15 protein-coding genes and 1 pseudogene are annotated in these 25,357 nt (G+C 71.8%); 5 read left to right on the top strand and 11 right to left on the bottom strand.

The genetic code is table 11. The features are described from left to right. Positions 1-12: 12 nt before the first annotated feature. The 4 genes and pseudogenes from MJQ72_RS45035 (at position 13) to MJQ72_RS10550 (ending at position 12,703) form a co-directional block, all read left to right on the top strand. Positions 13-330, top strand: coding sequence for an ABC transporter ATP-binding protein (locus MJQ72_RS45035; protein ID WP_396427040.1), 318 nt, complete (start codon positions 13-15; stop codon positions 328-330). Next, on the top strand, positions 324-10,271 hold the full coding sequence (locus MJQ72_RS10560; RefSeq protein ID WP_240598993.1) for a non-ribosomal peptide synthetase: 9,948 nt from the start codon (positions 324-326) through the stop codon (positions 10,269-10,271). Before MJQ72_RS45035 ends, MJQ72_RS10560 begins: the two co-directional genes overlap by 7 nt. Then, positions 10,268-11,673 (top strand): annotated as a pseudogene (locus MJQ72_RS10555) (DHA2 family efflux MFS transporter permease subunit). The gene MJQ72_RS10560 and the pseudogene MJQ72_RS10555 overlap by 4 nt, the downstream one beginning before the upstream one ends. After that, positions 11,660-12,703 (top strand): 3-deoxy-7-phosphoheptulonate synthase, encoded by a 1,044-nt coding sequence (locus MJQ72_RS10550; protein ID WP_240598992.1) that lies wholly within the window; start codon positions 11,660-11,662, stop codon positions 12,701-12,703. Before MJQ72_RS10555 ends, MJQ72_RS10550 begins: the two are co-directional and overlap by 14 nt. Positions 12,704-12,890: 187 nt before the next feature. On the opposite strand, the gene MJQ72_RS10545 is transcribed toward MJQ72_RS10550, so the two are convergent. From MJQ72_RS10545 to MJQ72_RS10505, 9 genes are all read right to left on the bottom strand, one after another. Further along, positions 12,891-13,514: a hypothetical protein gene (locus tag MJQ72_RS10545; protein WP_240598991.1), complete on the bottom strand. Its 624-nt coding sequence runs from the start codon at positions 13,512-13,514 to the stop codon at positions 12,891-12,893. Between the two features lie 142 nt (positions 13,515-13,656). Further along, positions 13,657-14,196 (bottom strand): hypothetical protein, encoded by a 540-nt coding sequence (locus MJQ72_RS10540; RefSeq protein ID WP_240598990.1) that lies wholly within the window; start codon positions 14,194-14,196, stop codon positions 13,657-13,659. 82 nt (positions 14,197-14,278) lie between these two features. Continuing rightward, entirely contained in the window at positions 14,279-14,935 is a 657-nt protein-coding gene (locus MJQ72_RS10535) for a response regulator transcription factor (protein WP_240598989.1), read from the bottom strand. Further along, positions 14,914-15,984 (bottom strand): histidine kinase, encoded by a 1,071-nt coding sequence (locus MJQ72_RS10530; protein ID WP_240598988.1) that lies wholly within the window; start codon positions 15,982-15,984, stop codon positions 14,914-14,916. The genes MJQ72_RS10535 and MJQ72_RS10530 overlap by 22 nt, the downstream gene beginning before the upstream one ends. Next, positions 15,977-17,080: a sensor histidine kinase gene (locus tag MJQ72_RS10525; RefSeq protein ID WP_240598986.1), complete on the bottom strand. Its 1,104-nt coding sequence runs from the start codon at positions 17,078-17,080 to the stop codon at positions 15,977-15,979. Before MJQ72_RS10525 ends, MJQ72_RS10530 begins: the two co-directional genes overlap by 8 nt. Before the next feature lie 9 nt (positions 17,081-17,089). Then, complete coding sequence (locus MJQ72_RS10520; protein ID WP_240598984.1) at positions 17,090-18,118, bottom strand: hypothetical protein; 1,029 nt, start codon at positions 18,116-18,118, stop codon at positions 17,090-17,092. Then, on the bottom strand, positions 18,115-18,957 hold the full coding sequence (locus MJQ72_RS10515; RefSeq protein ID WP_240598982.1) for a hypothetical protein: 843 nt from the start codon (positions 18,955-18,957) through the stop codon (positions 18,115-18,117). Before MJQ72_RS10515 ends, MJQ72_RS10520 begins: the two co-directional genes overlap by 4 nt. 52 nt (positions 18,958-19,009) lie before the next feature. Continuing rightward, positions 19,010-20,224, bottom strand: coding sequence for an MFS transporter (locus MJQ72_RS10510; RefSeq protein ID WP_240598980.1), 1,215 nt, complete (start codon positions 20,222-20,224; stop codon positions 19,010-19,012). Positions 20,225-20,500: 276 nt separating this feature from the next. After that, complete coding sequence (locus tag MJQ72_RS10505; RefSeq protein WP_240598978.1) at positions 20,501-22,624, bottom strand: metallophosphoesterase; 2,124 nt, start codon at positions 22,622-22,624, stop codon at positions 20,501-20,503. 193 nt (positions 22,625-22,817) lie between these two features. Here MJQ72_RS10505 and MJQ72_RS10500 point away from each other — a divergent pair, with 193 nt between their 5' ends. Beyond that, positions 22,818-23,726, top strand: coding sequence for a helix-turn-helix domain-containing protein (locus tag MJQ72_RS10500; protein WP_240598976.1), 909 nt, complete (start codon positions 22,818-22,820; stop codon positions 23,724-23,726). Here the strand turns inward: MJQ72_RS10500 and MJQ72_RS10495 are convergent, their stop codons facing one another. Together MJQ72_RS10495 and MJQ72_RS10490 are read right to left on the bottom strand one after the other, a co-directional pair. Next, positions 23,727-24,374, bottom strand: coding sequence for a TIGR03943 family putative permease subunit (locus tag MJQ72_RS10495; protein WP_240598972.1), 648 nt, complete (start codon positions 24,372-24,374; stop codon positions 23,727-23,729). Then, a complete protein-coding gene (locus tag MJQ72_RS10490; protein WP_240598970.1) occupies positions 24,371-25,333 on the bottom strand; it encodes a permease in 963 nt (320 codons plus the stop codon). The genes MJQ72_RS10495 and MJQ72_RS10490 overlap by 4 nt, the downstream gene beginning before the upstream one ends. Positions 25,334-25,357: the final 24 nt, after the last annotated feature.

The following is a 25,357-nucleotide window of genomic DNA, read 5'->3' as shown; positions in this document are numbered from 1 at the left end:
TGGGTGGCGCTGGTGCTCGCGCAGAAGACGCCGTACCTGCTGCTCGACGAACCGACGTCCTTTTTGGACATCGCGCACCAGTACCAGTTGCTGAGCCTGCTGGCGCGGCTGCGCGACGAAGGCCGCACGGTGATCGCGGTCCTGCACGACATCAACCAGGCCTGCCGGTACGCCGACCATCTCGTCGCCCTGCGGGACGGCCGGATCGTCGCGGAGGGCGCGCCCTCAGACATCGTCGACGCGGAGCTGATGAAGGAGGTCTTCGATCTCCCCAGTGTCGTCGTGCCCGACCCGGTGACCGGAACCCCGATGGTGGTGCCTTCATGCTGAACCTCACCGGTGCCCAGCTGGGCATCTGGACCGCGCAGCGCCTCGAACCCGACTCGCCGTACTACGTCGTCGGCGACGTCATCGAGATCGTCGGTGAAGAGCCGGTCGACGTCGTCGCGCTGACCGAAGCGATCCGGGCGACCGCCGAAGAGGCGGACAGCCTGCGGTTGCGGGTCTTCGAGACACCGGACGGTCCGCGTCAGGTCGTGTCGGAAGACGCGCTGCCGTTGCCGCAGGTGGTGGATCTGCGCGGGAAGGCCGATCCGGTCGCCGCCGCGCACGAGCGCGTGGACGCCGAACGCCGCCGGGTCGCCGAGGCCTGCCGCGGGATGGTGGACCGGCCGTTGTTCGCCCACCTGGTGCTGCGGCTGTCCGACTCGCACGTGTGGTTCACCCAGCTCGGGCATCACCTGGTGTTCGACGGCTACACCGCGGCGATGCTCGCGCGCCGGACCGCCGCCCGCTACACGGCTTCGGTCCAGGGCAAGGACGTTCCGGCTTCGACGTTCGCCCGGTTCGCCGATCTCGTCGAGGCCGATCGTGCCTACCGCGAGAGCGAACGGTTCGCCCAAGACCGCGAGTACTGGCGCGAGCGGTTCACGCCGTTGCCGGATCTCGACGACTCCGGAAGCGCGTCGGGCCCGCCGGAGCACACGGTCACCGCCCGGTCGGTCCTGCCGGCTTCGGACCTGGCCCGGCTTCGTGAACTGGGCAAACGCGCCGGGACGACGTGGGGCGACGCGCTGATCGCCTGCTACGCCGCGTTCCTGCACCGCGTGCTCGGCTGGACCGACGTCGTGTTCGCGATGCCGTTGATGTGCCGCGAGGGCGCGGCGCTGCGGACGCCGGCGATGGCGGTCAACGTGCTGCCGTTGCGGGTCACCGTCCTCCCGGAGGACTCGGCGGCCGAGCTGACCGCGCGGGTCGCCGGCGCGCTGAAGGAAATGCGCACGCACCAGCGGTACCGCGGGGAAGACCTGCCGCAGGATCTCGCGGTGCCCGGCGCCGGAGCGCTGCTGCACGGCCGCGGCATCAACCTCAAGGCGTTCGACCTGAAGCTCGACTTCGCGGGCTCGCACGGCACGATGCGCAACGTCGCCGGCGGGCCGCCCGAGGACATGGGCTTGTCCGTGCTCCCGACCTCGGACGGCGGGCTGTTGCTCGGTTTCGAGGTCGACGCGCGGACGCACGATCAGGCCGCCGTCGACGCCAAGCTGACCGCATTGCGCTGCCTGATCACCGCGCTGACCGAACCGGACGGACCGGCGGTCGCCGGTGCGGATCTGGTCCCGGCGGGGGAGCGGAACACGCTGCTGGAGGCTTGGTCGACACCCGCCCCGGAGAGCGAACTCCTCGACGTACCTGAACTTCTCGACCGGCTGGATCCCGGACAGACCGCGCTGGTCTCCGGCGTCGAACGGCTGACCGCGGGCGAACTCGTCACCCGGGTCCACCGTCTCGCCCGGGCGCTGCGGGCGCGCGGCGTCGGGGCGGACGACGTCGTCGCGCTGGCCCTGCCGCGGTCGGCGGATCTCGTCGTCGCTCTGCTGGCGGTGCTCGACGCCGGGGCCGCCTTCCTGCCGCTGGATCTCACGCATCCCGTCGAGCGCCTGCGGGAGCTCGCCGCCGAAGCCGGCGCGGTGCTCACGGTGGCCCACGACCCGGAAATCGTGCCGGGACCGCAGCTGCTGCTCGGCGACACCGATCTGTCCACTCTGGACTCTTCGCCGCTGGAGATCGTCCGCCACCCGGAACATCTCGCCTACGTCATCTTCACCTCCGGCTCGACCGGACGGCCCAAGGGCGTCCTCGGCCGGGCCGGCGGGCTCGCGACGCTGCTGCGCCACCACCGCGCGACCACGGTCGCCGAGACCGAACGCGCCGCGGGCAGGCGGCTGCGTGTCGCGCACACCTACTCGTTCGCTTTCGACTCCGCGCTCGACCAGCTGATGTGGCTGCTGTTCGGGCACGAACTCCACGTCTACGGCACCGACGTCGCGCGAGACGCCGACGAACTGCTGGCCGCGTTCGCCCGCGACCGGATCGACGTCGTCGACACCACGCCGTCGATGGCCGCGCCGCTGGTCGACGCCGGGCTGCTCGACGGCCCCGGCGCGCCCGCGCTGCTCGTCCTCGGCGGCGAGGCGACTCCGCCCGCGTTGTGGCGCCGGGTCGCCGAGTCCGGTGTCCGCGCCCGCAACATGTACGGCCCGACCGAGGCCACTGTGGACGGTGCCGGATCCTGGCTGGACGACGGCGAACCGACCATCGGCACCGCAGTGCCGGGTACGGCGGTGCGGGTGCTCGACGCCGCGCTGAGTCCCGCGCCCGCCGGAACGCCGGGAGAGCTGTATCTGGCGGGCCCGCATCTGGCGCGCGGCTATCTCGGCCGTCCCGGCGCGACCGCCGAGCGGTTCGTCGCCGATCCGTTCGGCGCGCCCGGCGACCGCATGTACCGCACCGGGGACCTCGCCCGCTGGGTGCCCGGCCGCGGGCTGGAGTACCTGGGCCGCCGTGACGGCCAGGTGAAGGTACGCGGTCATCGCGTCGAACTCGGCGAGGTCGAGGCGGCGCTGGCCGCGGTTCCCGGGGTGCGCGCGGCCGCCGCCGCGGTGCGCGGGCCCAGGCTCGTCGGCTACGTCGTCGGCGAGGTCGTCCCGGACGAGGTCCGCGCCGAACTCGCCGCGCGGGTACCGGAGCATCTCGTGCCCGCCGCCGTGGTCGTGCTCGACACGCTTCCGTTGACCCCCAACGGGAAGATCGACCGTCCCGCGTTGCCCGCCCCGCGCGCGGCGGCCGGGCGCACCGCGGCCACCGACCGCGAACGGCTGCTGTGCGCCACCATCGCCGAGGTGATCGGCGTCGACGAGGTCGCCGTCGACGACGACTTCTTCGCGCTGGGCGGCGACAGCATCACCGCGATCAGCGTCAGCAGCAGGCTGCGCGCGCACGGTCTAGACCTGCGCCCGCGTGACCTGCTGGCCCGCCGTAGTTTCGAGGCGCTGGCGGCGGCGAGCGCGGAGATCGGTGCCCCGGCCGACCCGCCGGACGAGCCGGTCGGCATCGTACCCGCACCGCCGATCGTCCGCGCCCTGCTCGATCCGCATCCGGACGTCACGGCTATCGCCGGCTACACGCAATGGACCGCCGTCCGGCTCGACGAGGACCTTCCGCCCACCCTGCTGACCGAAGGCGTGCAAACGCTGCTCGACCATCACGATGTCCTCCGCCTGCATTCAGAGGACGAAATGCGGATCCGGGAACGTGGGGCGGTGCGGGCGTCCGACGTGATCGTCGAGACGACCGGCGAACCGGCCGAGGTCGCGGCGAAACTCGCGGAGTCCCTGGACCCGCGGGCCGGGGTGCTCAAGGTCGCGTTGCTGCCGGACCACCTCGTCATCGTGCTGCACCACTTGGCGGTCGACGGGGTCTCGTGGCGGGTCCTCCTGCCGGATCTGCGCGCGGCCTGTGCCGGTGAGCCGCTCGCACCGGTCGGGACGTCGTGGCGGCGGCACGCGCTCCTGCTCGCGGAGCAAGGGACTTCCGGCGCCCGGCGCGGCGAACTCGACCACTGGCGCGGCGCGCTCGACGGCCCGCGTCTCGGCCACCGGCCGCTCGACCGCGGCATCGACACGGTCGCGACCGCCCGGCGGTCGGTCACGCTCGCCACCCCGGAGCAGACCGAAGCGGTGCTCACCGCGTTGCCGGCGGCCTATCGCGCCGGGCCGGACGACGTCCTGCTCGCGGCGCTCGTGCTGGCTCTGAGGTCATGGCGTGGCGCCCCCGTCGACGCCGAAACCGTGTCGCTCGAAGGACACGGCCGCGACCATGACGGCTTGGACCTTTCGCGTACCGTCGGCTGGTTCACCGCCGAGCATCCGCTGCGCGTGCCCGCCGGCGCGGTGGCGGCGACCGCGGACTTCGACAGCGCGCTCGCGGGCGGGGACGCGGCCGGGAAGCTGCTGCGGGCCGCGAAGGAGGCCAAGCGCGCGGTCCCGGACAACGGCGTCGGCTTCGGTGTCCTGCGGTATCTCGACCCGCTCACCCGGGACGAACTCGCCGCCGTCCCGCCGCCGGACGTCGTCCTGAACTACCTCGGCCGGTTCGCGGCCCTGCCCGGCACCGGCTGGCGGCTGCCGGAGGAGGACCCGTTCGCGGTCACCGAACCGGAAGCCAAGTCGCTGGAACAGGTGCTGGCGCTGAACTGCTTCGTCCGTGAGGACGGCCGTCCGCGGCTCGCCGTGGAGTGGACCGCGGCCGGCGCGGTCTTGCCGCAGGAAAGCGTTGCCGCGCTTCAAGAAGAGTGGTCGCGAGCGCTGGAAGCGATGGCCGCGCACGCCGACCGGATCGGTCCGGACGGGGGCGGGCTCACCCCGTCGGATCTGCCGCTGGTCGGCCTCGGCCAGGACGACATCGACGCGCTGGAACGCCTCGGCCGCGTCGAGGATGTCCTGCCCGCGACGCCGTTGCAGACCGGGCTTTCCTTCCACACCTTGGCGCGCGGCACCGAAGACACCGACGTCTATGTGGTGCAGGCAGTCACCCTGCTCAGCGGCGCGCTCGACGCGGACCGCATGCGCGAGGCCGCCGCGGAAGTGTTGCGGCGGCATCCCGCGCTGCGTGTCCACCTGCATACCACCGACGCGGGCGAGGTCGTCCAGGTGGTGCCCGCCGAGGTCACGCTGGACTGGCGGTTCGCGACCGTCTCGCCGGATCAGGTCGAGGCCGAGTGCCGTACCGAACTCGTCCGGCCCTTCGACCCGGCCACGCCGCCGCTCATCCGGTTCCTGCTGCTGACCCTCGGCCCGGACGAGCACCGCCTGGTGCTCACGAATCACCACGCGCTGCTCGACGGCTGGTCGATGCCGCTGGTCGGCCGCACGCTGCTGGCCACCTACGCCGAACTCGGCGGTGGCCCGGCGGCCCCGGTCGCGCCCCCGCTTTCGGAGTACCACCGGGTGCTCGGCGAACGCGACCCGGATGCGGCTTTGGCGGCGTGGCGCGAGGCACTGTCCGGATTGGATGAAGGAACGCGGCTCGCCCCGGCGAGTGTCGAGTCCACTGTGGATCGTCCGGAACGGGTCACCGTGGAACTGGGCGGGGAGTTCAGCGAACGGCTGCGCGCCTTCGCCCGCGAACGCGGCATCACCCCGACGACGGTGTTCCAGACCGCATGGGGAGTGCTGCTCGCCAGACTGACCGGACGTCGTGACGTCGTCTTCGGCTGCCCGGTCTCCGGCCGCCCGGCCGACGTCCCCGGCGTCGAGCGCATGATCGGTCAGCTGGGCAGCACGATCCCCGTGCGCGTGCGGTTCGACGCCGCCGACACCGCGGCCACCGTGCTGGAGCGCGTGCACACCGAAAGCGTGCGGCTCACCGAGCACCATCACGCCGGGCTGCCGGACATCCAGCGCGCGGCCGGGGTCGGCGACCTGTTCGACACGATGCTGGTGATGGAGAACTTCCCGCTCTCCAGCCGCGCCCGCACCACCCTGGCACCCGGCCTCGATCTCGTCGGCGTCGACATCACCGATGCGACGCACTACCCGCTCACGGTGATCGTGCTGCCCGGAGACGAGTTCACCGTCGGTCTCGGGTACCAGCAGCAGGCGTTCACCCGCGAGGAGGCCGAGTCCTACGGTCGCTGGCTGCGCGCGGTGCTGCACGAGATCGTGGCGGACCCGGCGCGACCGGTCTCCCGGCTGCGGGCGCTCGGCGCCGAGGAAGAACGCGCGATGCTGCGGCTCGGGGAAGGACCGGAACCGAAGCGCGAACGTGGCGGCATGCTGGAGGAGTTCGGGCGCTGGGTCCGGGAGACGCCGGACGCCGAGGCTGTCGTGTGCCGCGACCGGAGCCTGACCTACGCCGAACTGGACCGCCGCGCCAACCGGCTCGCGAACACCCTGATCGACGCCGGGGTGGAACCACAGGACCCGGTCGCGGTCCTGCTGCGCCGCGACGTCGACCTCGTGGTCGCCCTGTTCGGCGTGATCAAGGCCGGTGCGGTGCACGTGCCGATGGACCCGGACTACCCGGCCGATCGGCTCGCGTACATGCTGGACGACATCGCGCCCGCCGCCGTCGTGTCCACTTCGGACGTCGAAGGCCTCCCGGTGATCGACCCGGCTTCACTGTCCACTGAGGACGCAGATCCGGGCGTTTCCCTGTGTGCGGACGCGATCGCGTACGTCATCTACACCTCCGGCACCACCGGCAAACCCAAGGGTGTGGCGGTGCCGCATCGCGGCGTGCCGAGCCTGATCGCGCTGCAGGAGGACATCGTCGGGATCGGGACCGCCGAGCGGTACCTGCATTTCGCCTCGACGAGTTTCGACGTCGCCTTCTGGCAGTTCATGCTGCCGCTGCTGTCCGGCGGCACTTCGGTGATCGCGCCGGAGGAGGTGCGGGTGTCCGGCGACGACCTGCTCGCCTACGCCGCGGAGCACCGCGTCACCGGGCTCAACCTGCTGCCCTCGTTCCTCTCCGCGATGCCCGACGACGCGACCGTCGACCCGGACGTGTTCTTCGTCGTCGGCGCCGAACGGCTCGACCCGGAACTGGCGCGGCGCTGGGGGAACCGGCGGGCGCTGTTCAACGCCTACGGCCCGACCGAGGTCACCATCAACTCGGTCACCTGGCATTACGACCCGGCCGACCCCGGTCCGCTGCCGATCGGCCGCCCGGACCCGGAGGTCCGCGCGTATGTGCTCGACGGCGGGCTGCTCCCGGTCGGGACGAACGTCACCGGCGAGCTGTACCTCGCGGGGCCGAAGCTCGCGCAGGGCTACGTCGGCCGTTCGGCGCTGACGGCGGAACGGTTCGTCGCCGATCCGTTCGGTCCGCCGGGGGAGCGGATGTACCGCACCGGTGACCTGGTCCGCTGGCGCTCGGACGGGCAGATCGTCTTCCTCGGCCGCGCCGACCACCAGGTCAAACTGCGCGGGTTCCGGATCGAACTCGGCGAGATCGAGACCGCGCTGACCGCGCACGACGCCGTGCGTGCCGCCGCCGTGATCGTCCGAGAGGACCGGCTGGTCGCCTACGTCGTCCCTGTGGACGGCGCCGAGCCAGACCCGGCGGCACTGCGCGAGTACCTCGCCGCGGAACTGCCCGCGTACATGGTGCCTGCCGCGTTCGTGCCGCTGGACCGGCTCCCGCTCGGCCCGAGCGGCAAGCTGGACCGGGCCGCGCTGCCCGCGCCGGAAGCCCGCTCCGACGGCGGACGGGAACCCGCGACCCCGGCGGAAGCCGTACTGCTACGGGTGGTCCGCGAGCTGCTCGGCCCCGACGTCGGCCTCGACGACGGATTCCTGGACGCGGGCGGGGACAGCATCGCCTCGCTGCGGGTGGTCTCCCGCGCCCGCCGGGAAGGGCTGCACCTGACCGCGCGCGACGTCCTCGAAGGCGGCACGGTCGCCGGGATCGCCGCGCGCTGTGGCGAACCCGAACGGGCCGAAGAGGTCCACGCGGTCGGTGACGCCCCGCTCACACCGATCATGCGCGATCTGGTGCGGCGCGCGGGAAAGGCGGCCGACGGGTTCTGCCAGTGGGTCGAGATCTGCGTGCCCTCGGCGGACGACGTCGTCCGCTGGACCTCGGTGCTCGACGCCGTTCTCGCCCGCCACGACGTCCTGCGCGCGCATCTGGTCGAAGACGCGCTTCGCGTTCCGGACGTCGGCGCCGTGACCGGTGCCGACGTGCTCACGGCCGTCCGCGTGTCCGGTGATCCTCGTGCGGCGCTGGACGTCCATATCGAGCAGATCGTCGCGGGGATGGACCCGCGCACCGGCCCGCTGGTGCGGGCGGTGCTGGCGGACACCGGCGACCGTCCCGGACGGTTGCTGCTGGTGGCGCATCACCTGGTCGCCGACGCGGTGACCTGGCGTGTCCTGCTCGACGACGTCGAACAGGCCTTCCACGGCAACACCCTGCACCGGCGCGGGCAGTCGTTCCTGGGCTGGGCACGGTCGCTGCGCGCGGCCGCCCCGCATCGAGAGGACGAAACGCGGTATTGGCAGGGTGTCGCCGCCGCGCCGGAGAGCACGCTCGGCCGGACCAGGCTCGATCCGGCGCGTGACACCGTGGCGACCGCGCGGCACCACCGGATCGACCTCGGCGAGGAAACGACCCACGCCGTGCTCACCGCGCTGCCGACGGCCTACCGCACCGGCCCGGACACCGTGCTGCTGACCGCGCTCGCCCGCGCGGTCGGCGCCTGGCGCGGGACCGGCGCCGACCTGCTCGTCGCCGTCGAAAGTCACGGACGTCCGGGACACACCCCCGACTTCGCGGGCACGGTCGACCTCGCGCAGACCGCGGGCTGGTTCACCGCCGTGCATCCTGCGCGGATCGCCCCGCCGTCCGGACCGTTGCCGGACGCGCTGCGGGCCGTGCGCGATCACCTGCGTGCGGCGGGCGACGGGCTCGGACACGGGATTCTCGACGTCGACGGCCCCCGGCCGGAGGTGGCCTGGAACTACCTCGGCCGCTTCCCCGCGGCCCCGGTCGAGGAATCCTTCTGGCAGCGCCCGCCGGACGCCGATCCGCTCGGTTCGGGAGGCGGCGCGGCGATGCCGTTGCCGTACGCGCTGACGGTGAACGCGATGGTCCCCGACGGTGGCACGCTCGGTGTCCGCTTCACCTGGCCGTCCGCGCTGTTCACCGAAGACGAGATCGCCGTGCTGGGCGAGCACTTCCGGCGTGAGCTGGACGCTCTCGCCGCCGACGTGCCGGGGCCCGGCGAGATCCTGCCGCTGACCCCGTTGCAGGAGGTGATCCTGCGCGAGTCCCGGGCCAGGGACGAAGATCCGTACCCGGTGCAGGCGGCGTTCACGCTGTCCGGTGACCTGGACGTCGAGGCACTGCGGTCGGCGGCGGAAGCGCTGGTGCGACGGCAGCCGAACCTGGGCGCGGTGTTCCCGCCGTCGCACGAGGTTCAGGTGATCCCCGCCGAGCCGCGGGCCGGTTTCCGCGTGCGTGATGTGTCCGAAGTGGACGAAGCGCTGGACGAGGAACTCGCGGAACCGTTCGACCTGGCCCACGGTCCTTTGTGGCGGGTCACTGTCCTGAGGCACGGCAGTCACACGCTCGTGCTGACCAGCCATCATCTGCTGTCCGACGGCTGGTCCGCACCGCGCATCCTGGGCGAACTGTTCGCGCTGTACGCGGGAAAGCCGTTGCCGGAGCCGGTGCCGCCGACGCGGTACACGCGACTGCTCGCCGCGGCCGATCACTCGGCCGACGTCCGGGCGTGGCGCAGGGAGCTGGACGGCCTTCCCGAAGGCGACCACTTGCCGCGCACCGGCGGCTCCGCCGTCCCCGCTCTGTTCACTGTGGACAGTGCGCTGGTCGCGGAACTGACCAAGCTGGGCGCGGCGCGGGGCCTCACCGCCAACACCTTGCTCCAAGGTGCGTGGGCGGCCGTGCTCGCGACCCACGCCGGACGTTCCGACGTCAGCTTCGGGGTGATGACTTCGAACCGGACGTCCGATGTGGACGGTGTCGAGGACGTCATCGGCCTGCTGGCGAACAGTGTCCCGGTCCGCGCCAGGTTCACCGGGACGGTCGCCGAGGCGCTCGCCGACCTCCAGGCACGGCAGCAGGCGATGACCGCGCACCACCGGATGGGCCTGCTCGAACTCGCTTCGCTGGCGGGGCGTGAGCGGCTGTTCGACAGCCTGCTCGTATTCGAGAACTACCCGGTGGATCCGGCGAAGCTGCGCGAACCCGCGCCCGGCCTGACCGTCACCGGGACGAGGTTCCGCGAACGCACGCATCACCCGGTGAGCGTCACCGTCGTCCCCGGCGAACACGGTTGGGAAGGCGTTCTGTACGCGAAGGAGGCGGACGCCCGGTCGCTGGCCGAAGACCTGGTCCGGTACCTGCGGAAGCTGCCGTCCTGGCTCGACGGCGACGCCGCCGGATTCGTGGGGGAGCGGTGACCGCGCGCCCGATCGACGCCGCGCTGTGGCGCACGGCGGCCGTGCTGGTGCTCGGCACCTTCATGGCCACTTTGGACAGCACGATCGTCTCGGTGGGTGTCGACACCCTCGCCGACGAGTTCGGTGCGCCGGTCACCGGCGTCCAATGGGTGACGACGGCGTATCTGCTGGCCGTGGTCACCGCCGTGCCGGCGTCCGGCTGGCTCGCCGATCGGTTCGGCGGCCGTCGCGTCTGGCTCACCGCCGTCGTCGTGTTCCTGCTGGCGTCCCTGTTGTGCGCGCTGGCGCCGACGCTGCCCGCGCTCATCGCGTTCCGTGTCCTGCAAGGACTCGCGGGCGGTCTGCTCCCGCCGACCGGCCAGGCGTTGCTGGCGCGGGCCGCCGGGCGGGACCGGATCGGCCGGGTCATCGCCGTCGTCGGCCTCGTGCCGCTCTTGTCGCCGGTGCTCGGCCCGCTGGCGAGCGGCACCATCCTCGCGGTCGCCGACTGGCCGTGGCTGTTCTACGTCAATCTCCCGATCGGTGTGGCGGCGGTGTTCCTGGCCCGGCGCTGGGTTCCCGCGAGCGAACCCGGGGCAAGGGCGAGCCCTTCGACTTCCGGGGCGCGTTGCTGCTGTCGCCGGGGCTCGCGGTACTGGTCTTCGGGCTCACCTGGTTCGAGCGAGGAACACCGGTGGTCGCCGGGATCGCCGTCGCGCTCGGCGTCGTGATGCTGGCGGCGTTCGTCCGGCACGGTCTGCGGGCCGAAGCGCCTTTGCTGGATCCGCGGTTGTTCACCAAGCCGCCGTTCGGGGTCGCCGCGCTGGCGCTGGTGCTGCTCGGCGCGTCGGTGTTCGGCACGATGTTCCTGCTCCCGCTCTATCTCCAGCGCGGCCCCGGACTGTCCACTTGGGACACCGGACTGCTGCTGGTGCCCCAGGGCATCGGCGCGGCGGTCGGATCGGTACTGGTGAACCGGCTCGTCGACCGGCTCTTGCCGCGCACCCTGGTGCTGAGCGGGATCGGGCTGGTCGCCCTCGGCACCGCCCCGTTCACCCAGCTCGGCCCGGGTCTCCCGGACTGGGTGATCGTGGTTTCCCTGCTGCTGCGCGGTTTCGGCGCGGCGCTGATCGGCGCGCCGGTGATGACGATCGTCTACCGCCGGGTCGAACCCGCCCGGCTGCCCCGCGCGGCCGGGGCCCTGAATCTGCTCAACACGCTCGGCGGATCGATCGGCACCGCGGTGCTGGCCGTGGTGCTGCAGGCCCGGCTGGCCGCACGCGGCCCGGATGTCGCCGCCGCCTTCGCCGACGCGTTCTGGTGTGTTCTCGGCCTCGCCGTCGTGGCGGTGGCCGGTGCGACGCGGCTGCCCCGGGCCGGGGAAGCCGCCCCCGACAAGGAGAAAGGTCATGCGGATGCTTGACCAGCTGCCCAGCCCGGCCGAGGTGGTCACGAACGGCTTCGTCCCGGAGGAGATCACCCGGCACCGGGAAACCGTCGCCGACGTCCTCGCGCGGCGAGACTCGCGGCTGCTCGTCGTCGTGGGCCCCTGTTCGGTGCACGACACCGACGGCGCGCTCGAGTACGCGAATCGGCTCGCGGAGGCGTCGCGCCGGTTCGCCGACGACCTCGTCGTGGTCCTGCGCGCCTACCTGGAGAAACCGCGGACGATCGCGGGCTGGACCGGCCTGGTGCCCGACCCCACCCTGGACGGCAAGGGCGATCTCGCTTCCGGGGTGCGGATCGGACGGCGGTTCCTGGACGACGCCGCGGCGACCGGGCTGCCGCTGGCGTACGAGTTCGTCGACCCGTTCCTGGCGCCGTACTTCGCGGACACCGTCAGCTGGGGCGCGATCGGCGCGCGGACCGTCGCCAGCCAGCCGCACCGGCAGCTGGCGTCATGGCTGCCGATGCCGGTGGGCATGAAGAACTGTGTGTCCGGGCGGCTGGACACCGCCGTGGCCGCGGTCCGGGCGGCCGCACTGCCCCACGTGTTCCCGGGCGCCGCCGCCGACGGACGCCCGCGGATCCAGCGCAGCGCCGGGAACCCGGACGCGCACCTCGTCCTGCGCGGCGGCCCGAAACCCAATCACCACGCCCATGCGGTCGCGGACGCCCTCGACGCGCTGACCGCCGCCGGCCTGCCGCACCGGCTCGTCGTCGACGCCTCGCACGGCAACAGCGGCAAGGACCACAACCGGCAGCCCGTGGTCGTCGCCGACCTGGCGGACCAGATCTCGGCGGGCAACGACGCGCTGGCCGGGGTGATGATCGAGTCGTACCTCTCCGACGGCAGGCAGGAGGTCGGCTCCGCACGGCCCCGGCCCGACCTGAGCATCACGGACGCCTGCCTGGGCTGGGAGCGGACGGTCCCGCTGCTGGAGTCCCTCGCCTGCGCGAACGCGGTGCGGCGGCTGAGCGGACCGCGGAAAGGGCTGCCTCGTGAGTGGTGAGGCCGGTTAGAACCGTCCTCACCACTCACGAGGGGAGGTCAGCTCGATCTTCTTGCCGCGGAACTCGGACACGTTGTGCCACAGACCGCCGACGGCGGTCTGAACCGGGGTCGGAAGTCCGTGAAGGCCTCCTTGAGGGACCCAGAGTCCCTCAAGGAGGCCTTCACGGATTGCCGCTCGGTAGCGGCTACTTCTTCCAGACGATCGGGTCGTCCTTGTACCCGTCACCGTCGTTGAACTCCGCGCCGCCGAGCTCGCCGCCGTCCCTGATGGCCTGGAGCTCACAGGTCTCGTAGGTCGCGCCGGCGGTCTTGAAGTCCTTCTTCGCCGACTCGGACTGGCAGGCGGAGGTCTCGCCGGTGATGATCACGCCGGTGCTCTTGCCGTCCGGGCCGACCGCGCGCATCCGCACCGTGCTGTAGGTGAGGTCCGTGCCGCCGACGTTCTCGACCGTCATCCGGATGTAGACCGGCGTCATGCCCTTGGCCTTCTCGCCGTAGGAGGCGAGGTCTTCCTTCGGGCCGAGCTCGATCGCCTTGACGGTGATCGCGATGGTGCCGCTCTTGTCGTTGCCGTACTTGAACGGGACGACGGCGCGCTCACCGACCTTCAGCGAGGTGCCGGGCGCGGTGGCGTCCGCGTTCGAGACCGGGACGGTACCGCTGGTCGCGGGCGAGGACGCGGGTGCCGACGTCGGCGCGGGCGACGGGGCGGGGGCCGGACTGCCACCCTTCTCCTCACCGCCGCAGGCGGAAAGCAGCAGCACGGCGGCGCAGCCGGTGGCGGACAGAGCGATACGGTCGAACTTCATGGATCTCCTCGGACTCCCCGCCGAACTCTGCTCCGGCGTTCTCGCCACGCACCGTAGTTGATGAAGGACTACATCGGTGTGGTCCATTCGCACCAGTGCAGGTCACGAATCGGTTACGCTTATCGGCCTAATGGGGACGGGTTCACTTCTTCCAGGTGATCGGGTCGTCCTGGTATTCGCCGTCGCGGAACGCCACGCCGCCGACCTCGTCACCGTCCTTGACGCCTTCGGTCTTGCAGGTCTCGTAGGTCGCGCCGGCGGTGGTGAAGTCGGCCGCCGCCTCGCCGCCCTTGCAGGCCGCGGTGCTGTTGGCCATGACCACCTTGGTGCTCTTGCCGTCCGGGCCCAGCGCGCGCACCGACACCGAAGTGCCGGAGAGATCCGTCCCGCCGACGTTCTCGACCACCATCCGGACGTAGACCGGGAGCGTGCCCTCGCCCTTGTTCTTGAACTCGGCGAGGTCCTCCTTCGGGCCGATGTCGATCGATTTGACGGTGATCGCGATCGTGCCGGACTTGCCCGCGTCCTCGAACGGGACGACGGCGCGTTCGCCGACCTTCAGCGTGCTGCCCGGCGCCAGGGTGCCGTCGGCCCGGACGGTCTTGTCGCCCTTCTCTTCCCCGCCGCAGGCGGAAAGCAGCAGCGCGGCGGCGCAGCAGGTGGCGATCAGGGCGGACTTCATGGCTCTCCTCGGACTCGTGGCTCGTCACGCAACGTAGCCGCAACGGGAGGAGGCGAGAGTGGTCCGATCGCACCACAACCGGTCACAAATCGCTTACGCCGATCAGCCCGTCCTGGATCGCCCGCGCGACGAGCGCGGCCTTGGTCGGGGCCTCCCTGCCCATCTGGGCGTACTTGACCCGGATCCGCTCGAGATGCGAGTTGACCGTGTTCGGCGAGATCCCCAGCCGGTGCGCCACGAAGTCCTTCGACTCGGACTGGAACCACTCGATGAGCACCTCGGTCTCCCGCGCGGAAAGGGCGGGGCGCCGCTCGGAGCGGTCGCCGGCCATCGCGCCCGCCAGCGACGGCGGCGTGTACGACCGGTCGGCCGCCGCGGTGCGCACGGCTTCGAGGAGATGCTCCGCGCCCTCGGCCTTGGTGAGATAGCTGAGCGCGCCGAGTTCGAGGCACTGCAGGACGGTCTCGTCGTCGGCCCGCATCGAGTAGACGACGACGCGCCGGCCCGCCTCGGTGAGCCGCCGCAGATCGCCCATCGCCGGGGTGGTGCTGTTGAGGTGCAGGTCGAGGATGACGACGTCGGCCTGCGCGCCCTCGCCGATCCACGCGGCCCGCACGTCCTCGCCTTCGGCCACGACGGTGACCGGCGGGGTGCCGCAGGACAGCCAGTGCACGACCCCGGCCCGTACGGCCGGATGATCGTCGACGACCACCGCGGTCAGTTCGGTCGCGAACGCCATTTCGCCTCCATCCACGATCGTTCTCCCAGTGCGTGCCATTCGACGTCGACGGCGCCCGATCCGTTCTCCGTCACACACGGTTCACCGTCCGTGATCGCCGCGACACGGATCTCGTCGTCCGCGCGCAGGACGCTGACCCTGGCCTGGGATCGGGCGGCGACCAGCGCGGTCATCAGCGGAGCGGTCAGTGCGCGGCGGACGGCGGTCGGGACCGGGGCCGGTTCGCCGCTGACCGCCAGCGTGACCGTCAGGCCCCGCCGCTCGGCGAGATCGACGCAGGCCGACACCTCGTGCAGCAGCGGGTCGGGGACGTCGTCGTTCTCCGCGAACAGGCGCCGTAATTGCGTGGCCGCGAGCGCGCATCGCCGCCGGACCTCGTCGTCACGCGGGTCGAGGGTGCGGTCGGCCAGCCCGGCCAGCAGCGGCAGGGTGGCACCGAGCTGTCCGGCGAACCGGTTCCGCTGGTCGGCCTCCCGCTCCTCGGCGAGTGCCTTGCGGTGGGCCTGGCGGTCCCGTTCGGCCGAGGCCTCCGCGGCTTCGCCCGCCCGCCGGTTGACCACCCCGATCAGCGCGAGCGTCGCGGCCTGGAAGGTGAGCACGCTGAGCCCGACGATCACCACGCTGCCGATCTCGCCGCGATCGGTGAGCTCCGCGCCGAACTGCCGGACGACGGCGAGCGTCATCTGGAGGACGAGCGCGGCCATCGCGATCGCGGGGCGGTCCATCAGCAGCACCAGCAGATGCCAGCCCGCCAGCCCGGACGCCCAGTTCTCGTCGCCGAAGAGCCGGTCCGCGGGCAGCGTCCAGACGGCGAGCGTCGACGCGGCGAGCACCACCACCGCCCCCGCGAGCGCGACCGGCAGGGGGACCGGCTTCCAGCGCAGCACCCACCACGCCGCCACGACGAGCACGAGGGCGAGCGCCGCGAACGCGATCCGGCCGGGGGCGCCGGTCAGCCGGGCCAGGCTGAGCCCGATCTGGATCGCCGCCGTCGCGAGCAGGACCGCGATCCGGCAGCCGCCGAGGACGCGGTCCGCGGTCTCATTCATGCGGCCACACCAGTTCCACCGTGGTCCCCGCACCGGGCGCGGAGATCACTTCGGCCCGGCCGCCCGCCGCGGCCATGCGTTCGACGAGCGATTCCCGGATACCGCGCCGCTGGGCCGGGGTCTTCGCCGGATCGAAACCCCGGCCTTCGTCCCGGACGGTCACGCGTACGCCGTCTTCGACCGTCAGCCGGGCTTCGCGGACACCCGCGTGCCGGTCGACGTTCAGCAGCGCCTCGCGCACGGCGCGGACCAGCGCGAGCGCCGCCGACGCCGGGATCGGCGCGACCGGCGACCAGCGCGTCTCGACCTTCACCGGGCTTTGCGCGAGCACGCCGCGCAACGAGGTTTCGAGATCGACCACGCTGCCGGGGCCGGATTCGCCGGTGAGGATCGCGAGATCGCGGCGGGCGTATCCGGCGACCTCGGCCGGATCCGTCGTCTCCCCGCGCTGGGCGACGGTGAGAAAGGTGGCCGCGGCCGTGTCGTGCAGGACGGCCAGATACTCCCGTTCCCGCAATCGCCTTTCCACGGCAAGGGATTCCTCACGCGTCAGCCGGGCCCGGCGCTCGCGGAGGTGGTCGATCCGGCGCGTCGTCCGTGACAGCAGAAGGAAGGCGACGCGGGCGAGTGTGGCTTCGATGAGCACCCGCAGGATCACCGAGAAGCCGTCCTCGAAGCCGAGCGGCACCACCTCGATCGCCAGCAGGCAGGCGATGGCGGGCACGGTGATCTTCGGCGGCCATTCCCATTGGAGGGTGATGGCGGTGAGGGTGAGCACGTTGAGCGCCCACTGGTTCAGCTCGCCCGCTTCGGGCGCGGTCAGGAACTGGGTGCCGCAGATCGCCGCGGCACGCACCAAGGTCAGCGCGAACGCCGCCGGCCTGCCGCGGCCCGTCTTCCCCACGACGTACTCGGCCACGGCGGTGACCAAGGCCAGCGCGAGCAGACCGAAGGCGAGCGGGAGCGCGTCCGACGGCGTGGCGAGCACGCCGAAAACGCTGATCACGAGCAGTCCGGCACCCCTGGCCGGGCCGGCGAACCGGCCGACCACCCGCGAGAACTCCGCTTCGACGGAGGTCTCACGATCGGACGGCACGGCAGCAAGTCAAACAGATGCCTCGAGCGTGCGCAGGTCCAGTACCCGCCAGGTGAGCGCCTCGTTCCCGCCCACCGACCACCACACGTACGGCCCCCGCGCCAGCACGGTGCCGAACTCCGCCGCCAGGTCGGCCATCCGGCCGGTGGCGGTGTCGTAGAGGGCGAGCACACCGCGGTCGTCGTCGACCACGACCGCGTACCGGTCGAGTACGACGACGTCGCCGAACGCGGGCCGGACCCCCTTCCCGCCGACACGTCTGCGGTCGGAGCCGTCGGGTTTCATCAGGTCGAACCGGGCCGTCCCGCTCTGGCGCAGGACCTGGACCCGGCACCAGGGCGGCGTGCAGTCGACCAGTTCGACGTTCTGCCCGCCGACCCGGGTGACCCGGCCGTCGCGGAGGTCCACCAGCTCCGACGGTCCCGCCTGCTCGACGGCGGCCGAGGTCGCGAACGGCCAGGCGGTGAGCGCGAACTCGCCGGGCAGCGGGGTGCGGGTCACCGGGCCGCCGGACAACGCGACCGTCCGCACCTCGGTGGCGTCGTCCCGCACGGCGACCCAGGACGCCCGGCCCTCGCGCACGACGAGGTCGTACTCGGAGTCCAGGAGCACGACCCGCCCGGTGTCGGCGGTGACCAGGACGGGGTTCTCCCCGCGTGGCCCGGAGCGCCACAAGGCGCCCGTCCCGGTGATATCGGACAGTTCCAGCCACACCAGCGACTCCGGGGAGGTGGCGAGAACGAACCGGGGCGAGCCCGAGAGCGGGACTTCGCGGAGTACCCGTTCTCCCAGCGTCAGCCGGAGCGAATCGCCGGCCCGGGCGATCCCGGCCGAGGTCCCGGAATCGAGGTATGCCAAGGGTGTGTACGGCGACCCGGTGACCGTGTTCGCGGCGATCCTCGCGCCGGGCCAGACGTCGGTGACGGACGCGGAGACCGGAGCCTTGGCCGCCGGGACCGGCGCGGGCAGGACCACGACCACGACGGCGGCCACTGCCGCGAGCGCCAGGCCGATCGGGGTGCAGTCACGGGGGATCACCGCACCACCGCGGGCGAGGAGGCGTTCGCGCGGAGGAGCGCGGGCGCGCCGGTGCCGTCGGCGGGGACGGAGTAGATCGCCTTGTCCCGGCCGTAGGCGACGGTCCGGTCGTCCAGCCACTGCGCCTGGTCGTCCAGATGCGCCGGGTCGGCGAGCGGGACGTCACGTCCGTCCACAAGGGACAGGACGTGCAGGCGCCAGCGGTCGCCGTCGCGGAACTTGTAGGCGACGCGGGTGCCGTCCGGCGAGAGGGAGGGACATTCGACGTTGCGCCGCAGCGCGGTCAGCGTGCGGCCGCGGAGATCGCCTCGGACCAACCAGGTGCCGCCCGCGGACCGGGCAGTGGCGTAGAAGGTCAGGTCGTCGCGGGCGAAGGTCACACCCCAGTAGTTCAGATCCTGGGCGGGGTAAGGCTTTCCGTCGACGGTGAGCGCGAAGTCCTCCAGCGAGCCGTAGTGGTTTCCGGTGGCCAGGTCGTAGATCCCGGCGGTGGTGGAGAACGTGCCCACCCCGCCCAGGTACGAGTCCCCGGCGCGGAACACCGTCCAGCCCACCAGGCGTCCGGACGGCGACATCCTGACCCGGGACGGCGTTCCCCATTCGGAGATCCGCGCCGGTTCGGCCCCCGGTTTCGTGACGACCAGTTCGGCCTGGTCGGGCACCGCCGTCGCGCGCAGGCACGCCAGGGTGCCCGCGGCGACGTCCACGCGCTGACAGGACGGGCCGACGCGCTCGTCCTGCCGGACGCGGCCCGACTCGTCGACGTACAGCATCCCGCCGTGAGCGAGGTCCAGCCGCTGTTCCGCCACCGCGTCGCCGGTGCGCAGCCCGACGAACACCGCCCGGCCACCACCGTCACCACGAGCGCCGCGACACCCGCCCAGATCCGCCTCATGCCACCCTCGTTCCGGCCAGGATCGACACCAGCAGCGCCACGGCGAACACCGCGAACGCGGGACCGAGCGACACCCCCGCCGCGAGCGCGCCGAACAGCACCGCGCCGGCGGCCCTCGCCAAGGCCTGTCCGGTTTGGACGAACGCGAGACCGGTGGCCCGCAACGACTCCGGCACGTGCGGCGCCGCGTGGGCCATCAGCACGCCGTCCGTGCACGCGTAGAACACGCCGTGTGCCGCCAGGACCACCACCGCGACGAGCCATCCGGTCGCCGAAGCGGCCAGCACGACGTACGCGGCGAGCAACACGACGTGCCCGGCGAGGAACACCTTCCACCGTCCGAGCCGGTCCGCGAGCCGCCCGATCGGCGAAGCCAGCGCCATGAACGCCAGCGCCGTCGCCAGCGGCAGCAGGGGAAGCGCCCCTGGCGGCAATCCGGCGGACCGCTGCACGCCGACGAACAGGAACATGTCGCCGACCGTGCACACACCGAGAAGCGCCGCTGCCAGGCAGGTTCCGCGGAGCTCCGGCCGGCGCAGCAAGGCGAATCCGGCGCGCAACCGGACCCGGGACCGCTCGACGGCCCCGGCGGGGGCACGGACGAACACCGCCAGCACGATCACCGCGATCACGGCGAGGCAGAAGCTCACCCCGAACACCGCCGGGTAGTCGCCGACGAGCACGGTCAGCAGGCCGAAGGCGGCGACCGGCCCGAGCAGCGCGCCGGCGGTGTCCATCGCGCGATGGACACCGAACGCGCGGCCCAGCCCGTCGGCCGGGGTGGCGAGGGTGATCATCGCGTCCCGCGGCGCGGTACGGATGCCCTTGCCCGCCCGGTCCGCGCCGATCACCAGGCCGATCGCGCCGAGCGAGGACCCGGCGGCGGGAAAGGCGAGTTTGGTCGCCGCCGAGAGGCCGTAGCCCACCACGGCCACGGCCTTCGGACGGCCGAGACGGTCGGCGAAGTAGCCGCCCGCCAGCCGCAGCAGCGCCGTCGCCCCGGTGTACAGCCCGTCGATCGCGCCCAGCTGCAGATACCCGACGCCGAGGCCGTACACGAGGTAGAGCGGGAGGACCGCGGTGACCATCTCGGCGGACATGTCGGTGATCAGGCTGACCACGCCCAGACCGATGACGGTGCTGGAGACCGCGTGCTTCGTGCGGCTCGCGGGCCGGGCGTGGTCGGCGGAGCGGAGGGAGGAGAGGTACATGGCGGGCCTTCCCGGCGCTGCTGTCGTGAGTGGCTGAAGGGACCGTGACGTGAATGTCCACAAAGGACAAGTGCGAGAGTGGAACGCCCGATTCGGCCACCTCGTGCGGGGTCGTGAGTGACCTTTCGGGTTCCAACCCGAAACACCACTCACGACCACCGGGCCAGGGATGAAGGCTCCCTTCACCGCATGAGACTCGGCGAAGGGAGCCTTCATCCCACCATCGACCCGGCCGAGACCATGCGGTCTTACAGCGCGAATCGCAGCCGCACGGCACTAAGCGGTGACGCGGATGTCGTCGACCGCGGACTCCCACAGCGACGCGGTACTCGCGTCGGCGGCCTCGACCAGCAGCCGCACGCTACGGCCGGCGAACGACGACAGGTCCGCCGTCGCGTTCTGCCAGACCCCGGCCACCTCGGTCGCGGACCCGGTCTTCTCGAACACCGTCGTCGGTGTGGTCCCGTCGAGGACGCGGATCCGCAGGTAGTCCGCCGACGTCGCGTTGTCGCCGTGCGCGAAGGTGTAGGAGAAGGTCAGTTTCCCGCCCGCGGGCACCGTGAACAACGGTGAGGCCAACGACGACGCCCCGCCGTCGAGGTCGTTGACGCCGTATTCGGAACCGGCCGCCCGCCCGGTGACCAGGCAGTTCGCGCCGCTGGTGGTGTCGCCGCGCTGTTTGATCTGATTGCTGTAGGTCGAGGTGGTCTGTTCGGGGTCGCCCCGTTCCCATTTGCCCGCCGTGGCGGTGTCGGCCCCGGCCGCGTTGAGCCGCCAGCCCTTGTCGGTCTCGAAGTCGTCGGCGAACGCCTCACCGCCCGCCGCGCCGACGCTCACCGTGACCTTCGCCGTCTGGGTCGTGGAGCCCGAGGATCCGGTGACCGTGGCGGCCGCCGACCCGGACGCCGTGTCCGAAGCGGTCAAGGTCAGCGTCGCGGTCGCGGTGCCGTTGGCGGGCGGGGTGACCGACGACGGGGAGATCGTCCCGGTCACGCCCGAGGGCAGGCCGGAGACCGAAAGCGCGGTCGCCGCGGTGTAGCCGCCGGTGCTGCCGACGTTCACCGTCACCGACGCCGTCCCACCCGGGTTCACCGACACCGACGACGGTGTGGTGCCGACGGAGAAGGCGGGGGAGGAGGCGGCCTTCTTGCACTTGCCGGTCGCGGTGTCGGTGAAGGTGCGGCCCGACACCGGCACGAAGTCGCTGCGGTAGTCGGTGGCGCTCAGCGTCAGCTTCCCGACGCCGAAGGTGTTGGTGTTGCCCGCCTCCTGCACGGCGGCCGAGGACTGGTCGAAGTTGTAGTAGCCCCGTCCGCCGGTACCGATCAGCAGCTCGCGGACGCCGTTCACGTCGTCGCGCGTGCCGTCCGGCCGCGACGGCGCGTAACGCTGGTAGTTGTGGTCGTGGCCGACGACGATGAGATCGGCCTTCGCGGTGTAGAGCGCCTGGAAGAACGGCGTGACCGACGAGTCGTCGCCGTGCGAGCCGCGGCTGAACCGCGGATGGTGGAAGAACGCGGCCGTGCACGGTTTGGTGCTCGCCGCCAGGTCGTTCTTCAGCCAGGTCTCCTGCGCCGAACCGGCGCTCCGGGAGATGTTGGAGTTGAGCGCCACGAAATGCCAGTCGCCGACATCGAAGCTGTAGTAGCCCTTGCCGCGTTCACCGGCCCGCGCACCGAAGTAATCGAAGTAACCGGAGGCGCCGGACGTGTTGTATTCGTGGTTGCCCGGCGTCGGATAGGTGATCGCTTTGAACTGCCCGTAGTAGGGGTCGTAGTTGTTCTTGTATTCCGACAGCGTGCCCGAGCTGTAGGCGTTGTCCCCGGCCAGGATCAGCGCCTGCGGATTCATGTTCTTGATCAGCGGCGCGGTCTGGTTGCACGAAGACCCGCAGACGTCGCCCACGGCGGCCACCGTGGTCGTCGCCTCGGCGAGCGGCCGGTCACCCGCCTGGTAGGCGTCGATGGCGAAACGGCTGGCGGGATCGGACAGCGCTGCCGACACCCGCACACAGTCGCCTTCGAACGCGCGGGTGTGGAACGCCTTGCCCGGCCAGTGCCGCGCGGTGAGCGTGTACGAGCCCGCGCTGCTGCCGGTCAAGGTCACGGAGTCGTTGCCACGCAACGAAAGCTCCGTGAACCGGACGCGGAGCCAATGCGCGCCGGGCGCGCAGACGGACCGGTCGGCCGAAGTGGACGCGCCGCCACCTGATACCGCCGCCGGGCCGCCGGTGACGCCGGCTTCGGTCAGTTGCGGAACCTGATCGGCCACTTCGGGCACGGCGGGCGGTGCGGCCCCACCCGCTTGGGGGTGCGCGGCGACCAGGAAGGCGCCGGCCGCCAAGGTGGAGGTCGCGACGGCGAGCGTGCGGCGGCGCCATCGTGTGGTGGGTGAACGCATGGGAGATCATCCTCTTCGGTCATCGGCGGGAGGACGTGCGAGTCGTCGGCGATTCGGGGATTCTTCCGACGATTCCGACCCTAATCCGGGCCTCGTGAGCGTCAACGAAAAGTCACGGCGAGGCTGGATAACTCTGAACGGCGCCGGTTCACCCGACGAAAGTCGGGCGTTTCGGACGGTACGCTGCGCCTTCATGACGAGTCTCGCTCCGGCGGAATTCGGTGCCGCACTGCGCGCCGCGATCGAACGCAGCGGGCTGAGTCTCAGCGAGATCAGCCGCCGATTGCGTGACCACGAGACGCCGGTCAGCATCAGCGCGCTGAGCTATTGGCAAAATGGGGAGAACCGGCCGGAACGAGCGAGTTCCCTCGCCGCGGTGGCCGCGCTGGAGGCCATTCTCGGGCAACCGCCGGAAACATTGACCGGGTTGCTCGGCCCGCGCCGCCCCCGCGGTCGCTGGACCGTCCGCACCGGCGACGCCCTGTCCTACGACCAGGTGTGGCGGCGGCCGGAAGAGGTGGTGCGCGCACTGGCCAAAATGGACGCGACACCCGACGAACTCGATACCCCGCACCGGCTTTCGCAGTTCCTCTCCTACCGTGTCGACGGTGACGGCAACCAGGAATCGGTCCGGGTCCGCCGGCTGATCCGTGCCGATCGGGACGGCACCTCGCGGTTCGTCTTCGTGAACCGGTGTTCCAGCATCACCCAGCCGCCGTCCGTGCTGTTCACCGACGGTTGCCGCCCGGCGCGGTTCCGCGCGGACGTCCCGTCGTCCACCTGCGTCTTCGAATTCGTCCTCGACCGCACCTTGGCGGCGGGCGAACTCGCCGTCGTGGAGTTCGGTGTGCGCTATCCGCCCGGCCAAGGCAGGACGCACGTCCAGGTCGCGCTCTACCGGCCGGCACGGGACGTCGCGGTGCAGGTCAGCTTCGATCCCGGCCGGGTGCCGCGGCGATGCGCCGGTTTCTTCCGGCCGCGCGGCGTCCTGCCGCCCGAGGAGCGGTGCGAGGCGACGTTCGACCGGGACACCAGCACCTTCCAGTTCATCACCCTCGATCCGCCGCCCGGTCAGTACGGGATCCAGTGGAGCTGGACCTGACTATTCGTAAGGACGTTCGGGCGCGGGGACCGGTGTGGCGCTTTCGACCTTCAGGAACGGGATGCGTTCCCCGTTGACCTCGTCCACCACGGACCCCGGCCGGAACGTGCCGGTGACCTCGATCCAGGTGTCGGGTTCGCTCGGGACGCGGCCGTCCAGCACGACCTTGACCGGCCGTCCGTCGGCGGCACAGCAGGTGAGGATCATCCGGACGAGCAGCGACGCGCCGTCCGCGCCGGTGGCGGTGAAACCGGTGAGCACGACCCGTCTCGCACCGAGGGACCGGCCCTCGTCGTACACCGCGCGCGAGGCGTAGTCCAAGACGGTCACCTTCACCGGGTCGCCGTCGGGCAGTGGCGGGTATTCGTCGGAACGCGTCAGCGCCATGCCCGCGTTGCCCGCGGCGTAGCTGCCGAGAGGCTGCGGGGCGACCAGCAGCAGGGCGAGGACCGGAAGCGGGAGCAGCCATCCCACTTTCGGGTGGCGATGACGGTTCGCGGCCGCCAGCACCAGGACCAGGAGACCCGAGGCGAGCAGGAACGGCCAGAGCCCTTCCTTGACATAGCGCAGGTACTGGCCGGTCAGGCAGACCTTGAGGACCGCCGCGCCCAGCAGGAGCAGTACGACGGTCGCGGCAGTCCGGTTCACCAGAGCACCGTCCCGGTCACCGTCGCGCAGGTGAGCGCGACCACGAACGTGGCGGGCGCGAACCGCGTTGCGAACCGCCTGCCGAAGGTGCCGGCCTGCATGGCGAACAGTTTCAGGTCGACCATCGGCCCGACCACCAGGAATGCCAGACGGGCGGTGAGGGAGAACTGGGTCAGGGAGGCGGCGACGAAGGCGTCCGCCTCGCTGCAGATCGACAGCAGGACCGCCAGCAGCGACAGCGCGAGGACACCGAGCACCGGGTTGTCGGCGACGACCTGCAGCCAGCGGCCCGGGATCAGGACGTTGAGCGTCGCGGCCGCCATGGCCCCGACGACCAGGAAGCCGCCCGCGTGCACCAGGTCGTGGCCCGCGGCGCCGGCGAACGCCCGCCAGCGCGTGTCACCGTGGGCGTGTTCGGGCAGCTTGATCCACTCCGTCCGGCCGAGGCCGAGCCACAGCCAGCCCATCACGACCGAAGCGGCGAGCCCGGCCGCCGCCCTGGCGAAGACCATCGACGGCCGGTCCGGGAACGCGATCGCCGTCGCGGCCAGCACGACCGGGTTGAGGGCGGGCGCCGCGAGCAGGAACGCCAGCGCCGCGGCCGGGGTGACCCCCTTGCGCACCAGGGCTCCGGCGACCGGGACCGAACCGCATTCGCAGCCCGGCAGCACCATTCCGGTCGCCGCGGCCGCCGGAACCGCGAGGGCCGGACGTTTCGGCAGGGCTTTCGCGAAGAATTCCTGCGGCACGAAGACCGCGATCGCCGCGGAAAGGGTCACACCGAAGACGAGGAACGGAACGGCCTGGAGCACGATCGAAACGAAGACCGTCGTCCAGGTCTGCACGATCGGCGTCCCGAGGACGTCGCCGAGCAGGATCCGCGCGAGCAGAACGAGCACGAGGAAGCCCGCGAGCACTTCCACCGAACCGGTGCGCCGTCCCACTTCGGTGTCGCTCATGTGGCGAACCTCCCATCGTCGGTC

The sequence above is a fragment of the Amycolatopsis sp. EV170708-02-1 genome (assembly GCF_022479115.1).
In the GTDB taxonomy this organism is placed as follows: domain Bacteria; phylum Actinomycetota; class Actinomycetes; order Mycobacteriales; family Pseudonocardiaceae; genus Amycolatopsis.
The sequence above is the reverse complement of the archived record's forward strand: the minus strand, read 5'-3'. Positions and strand labels throughout refer to the sequence as shown.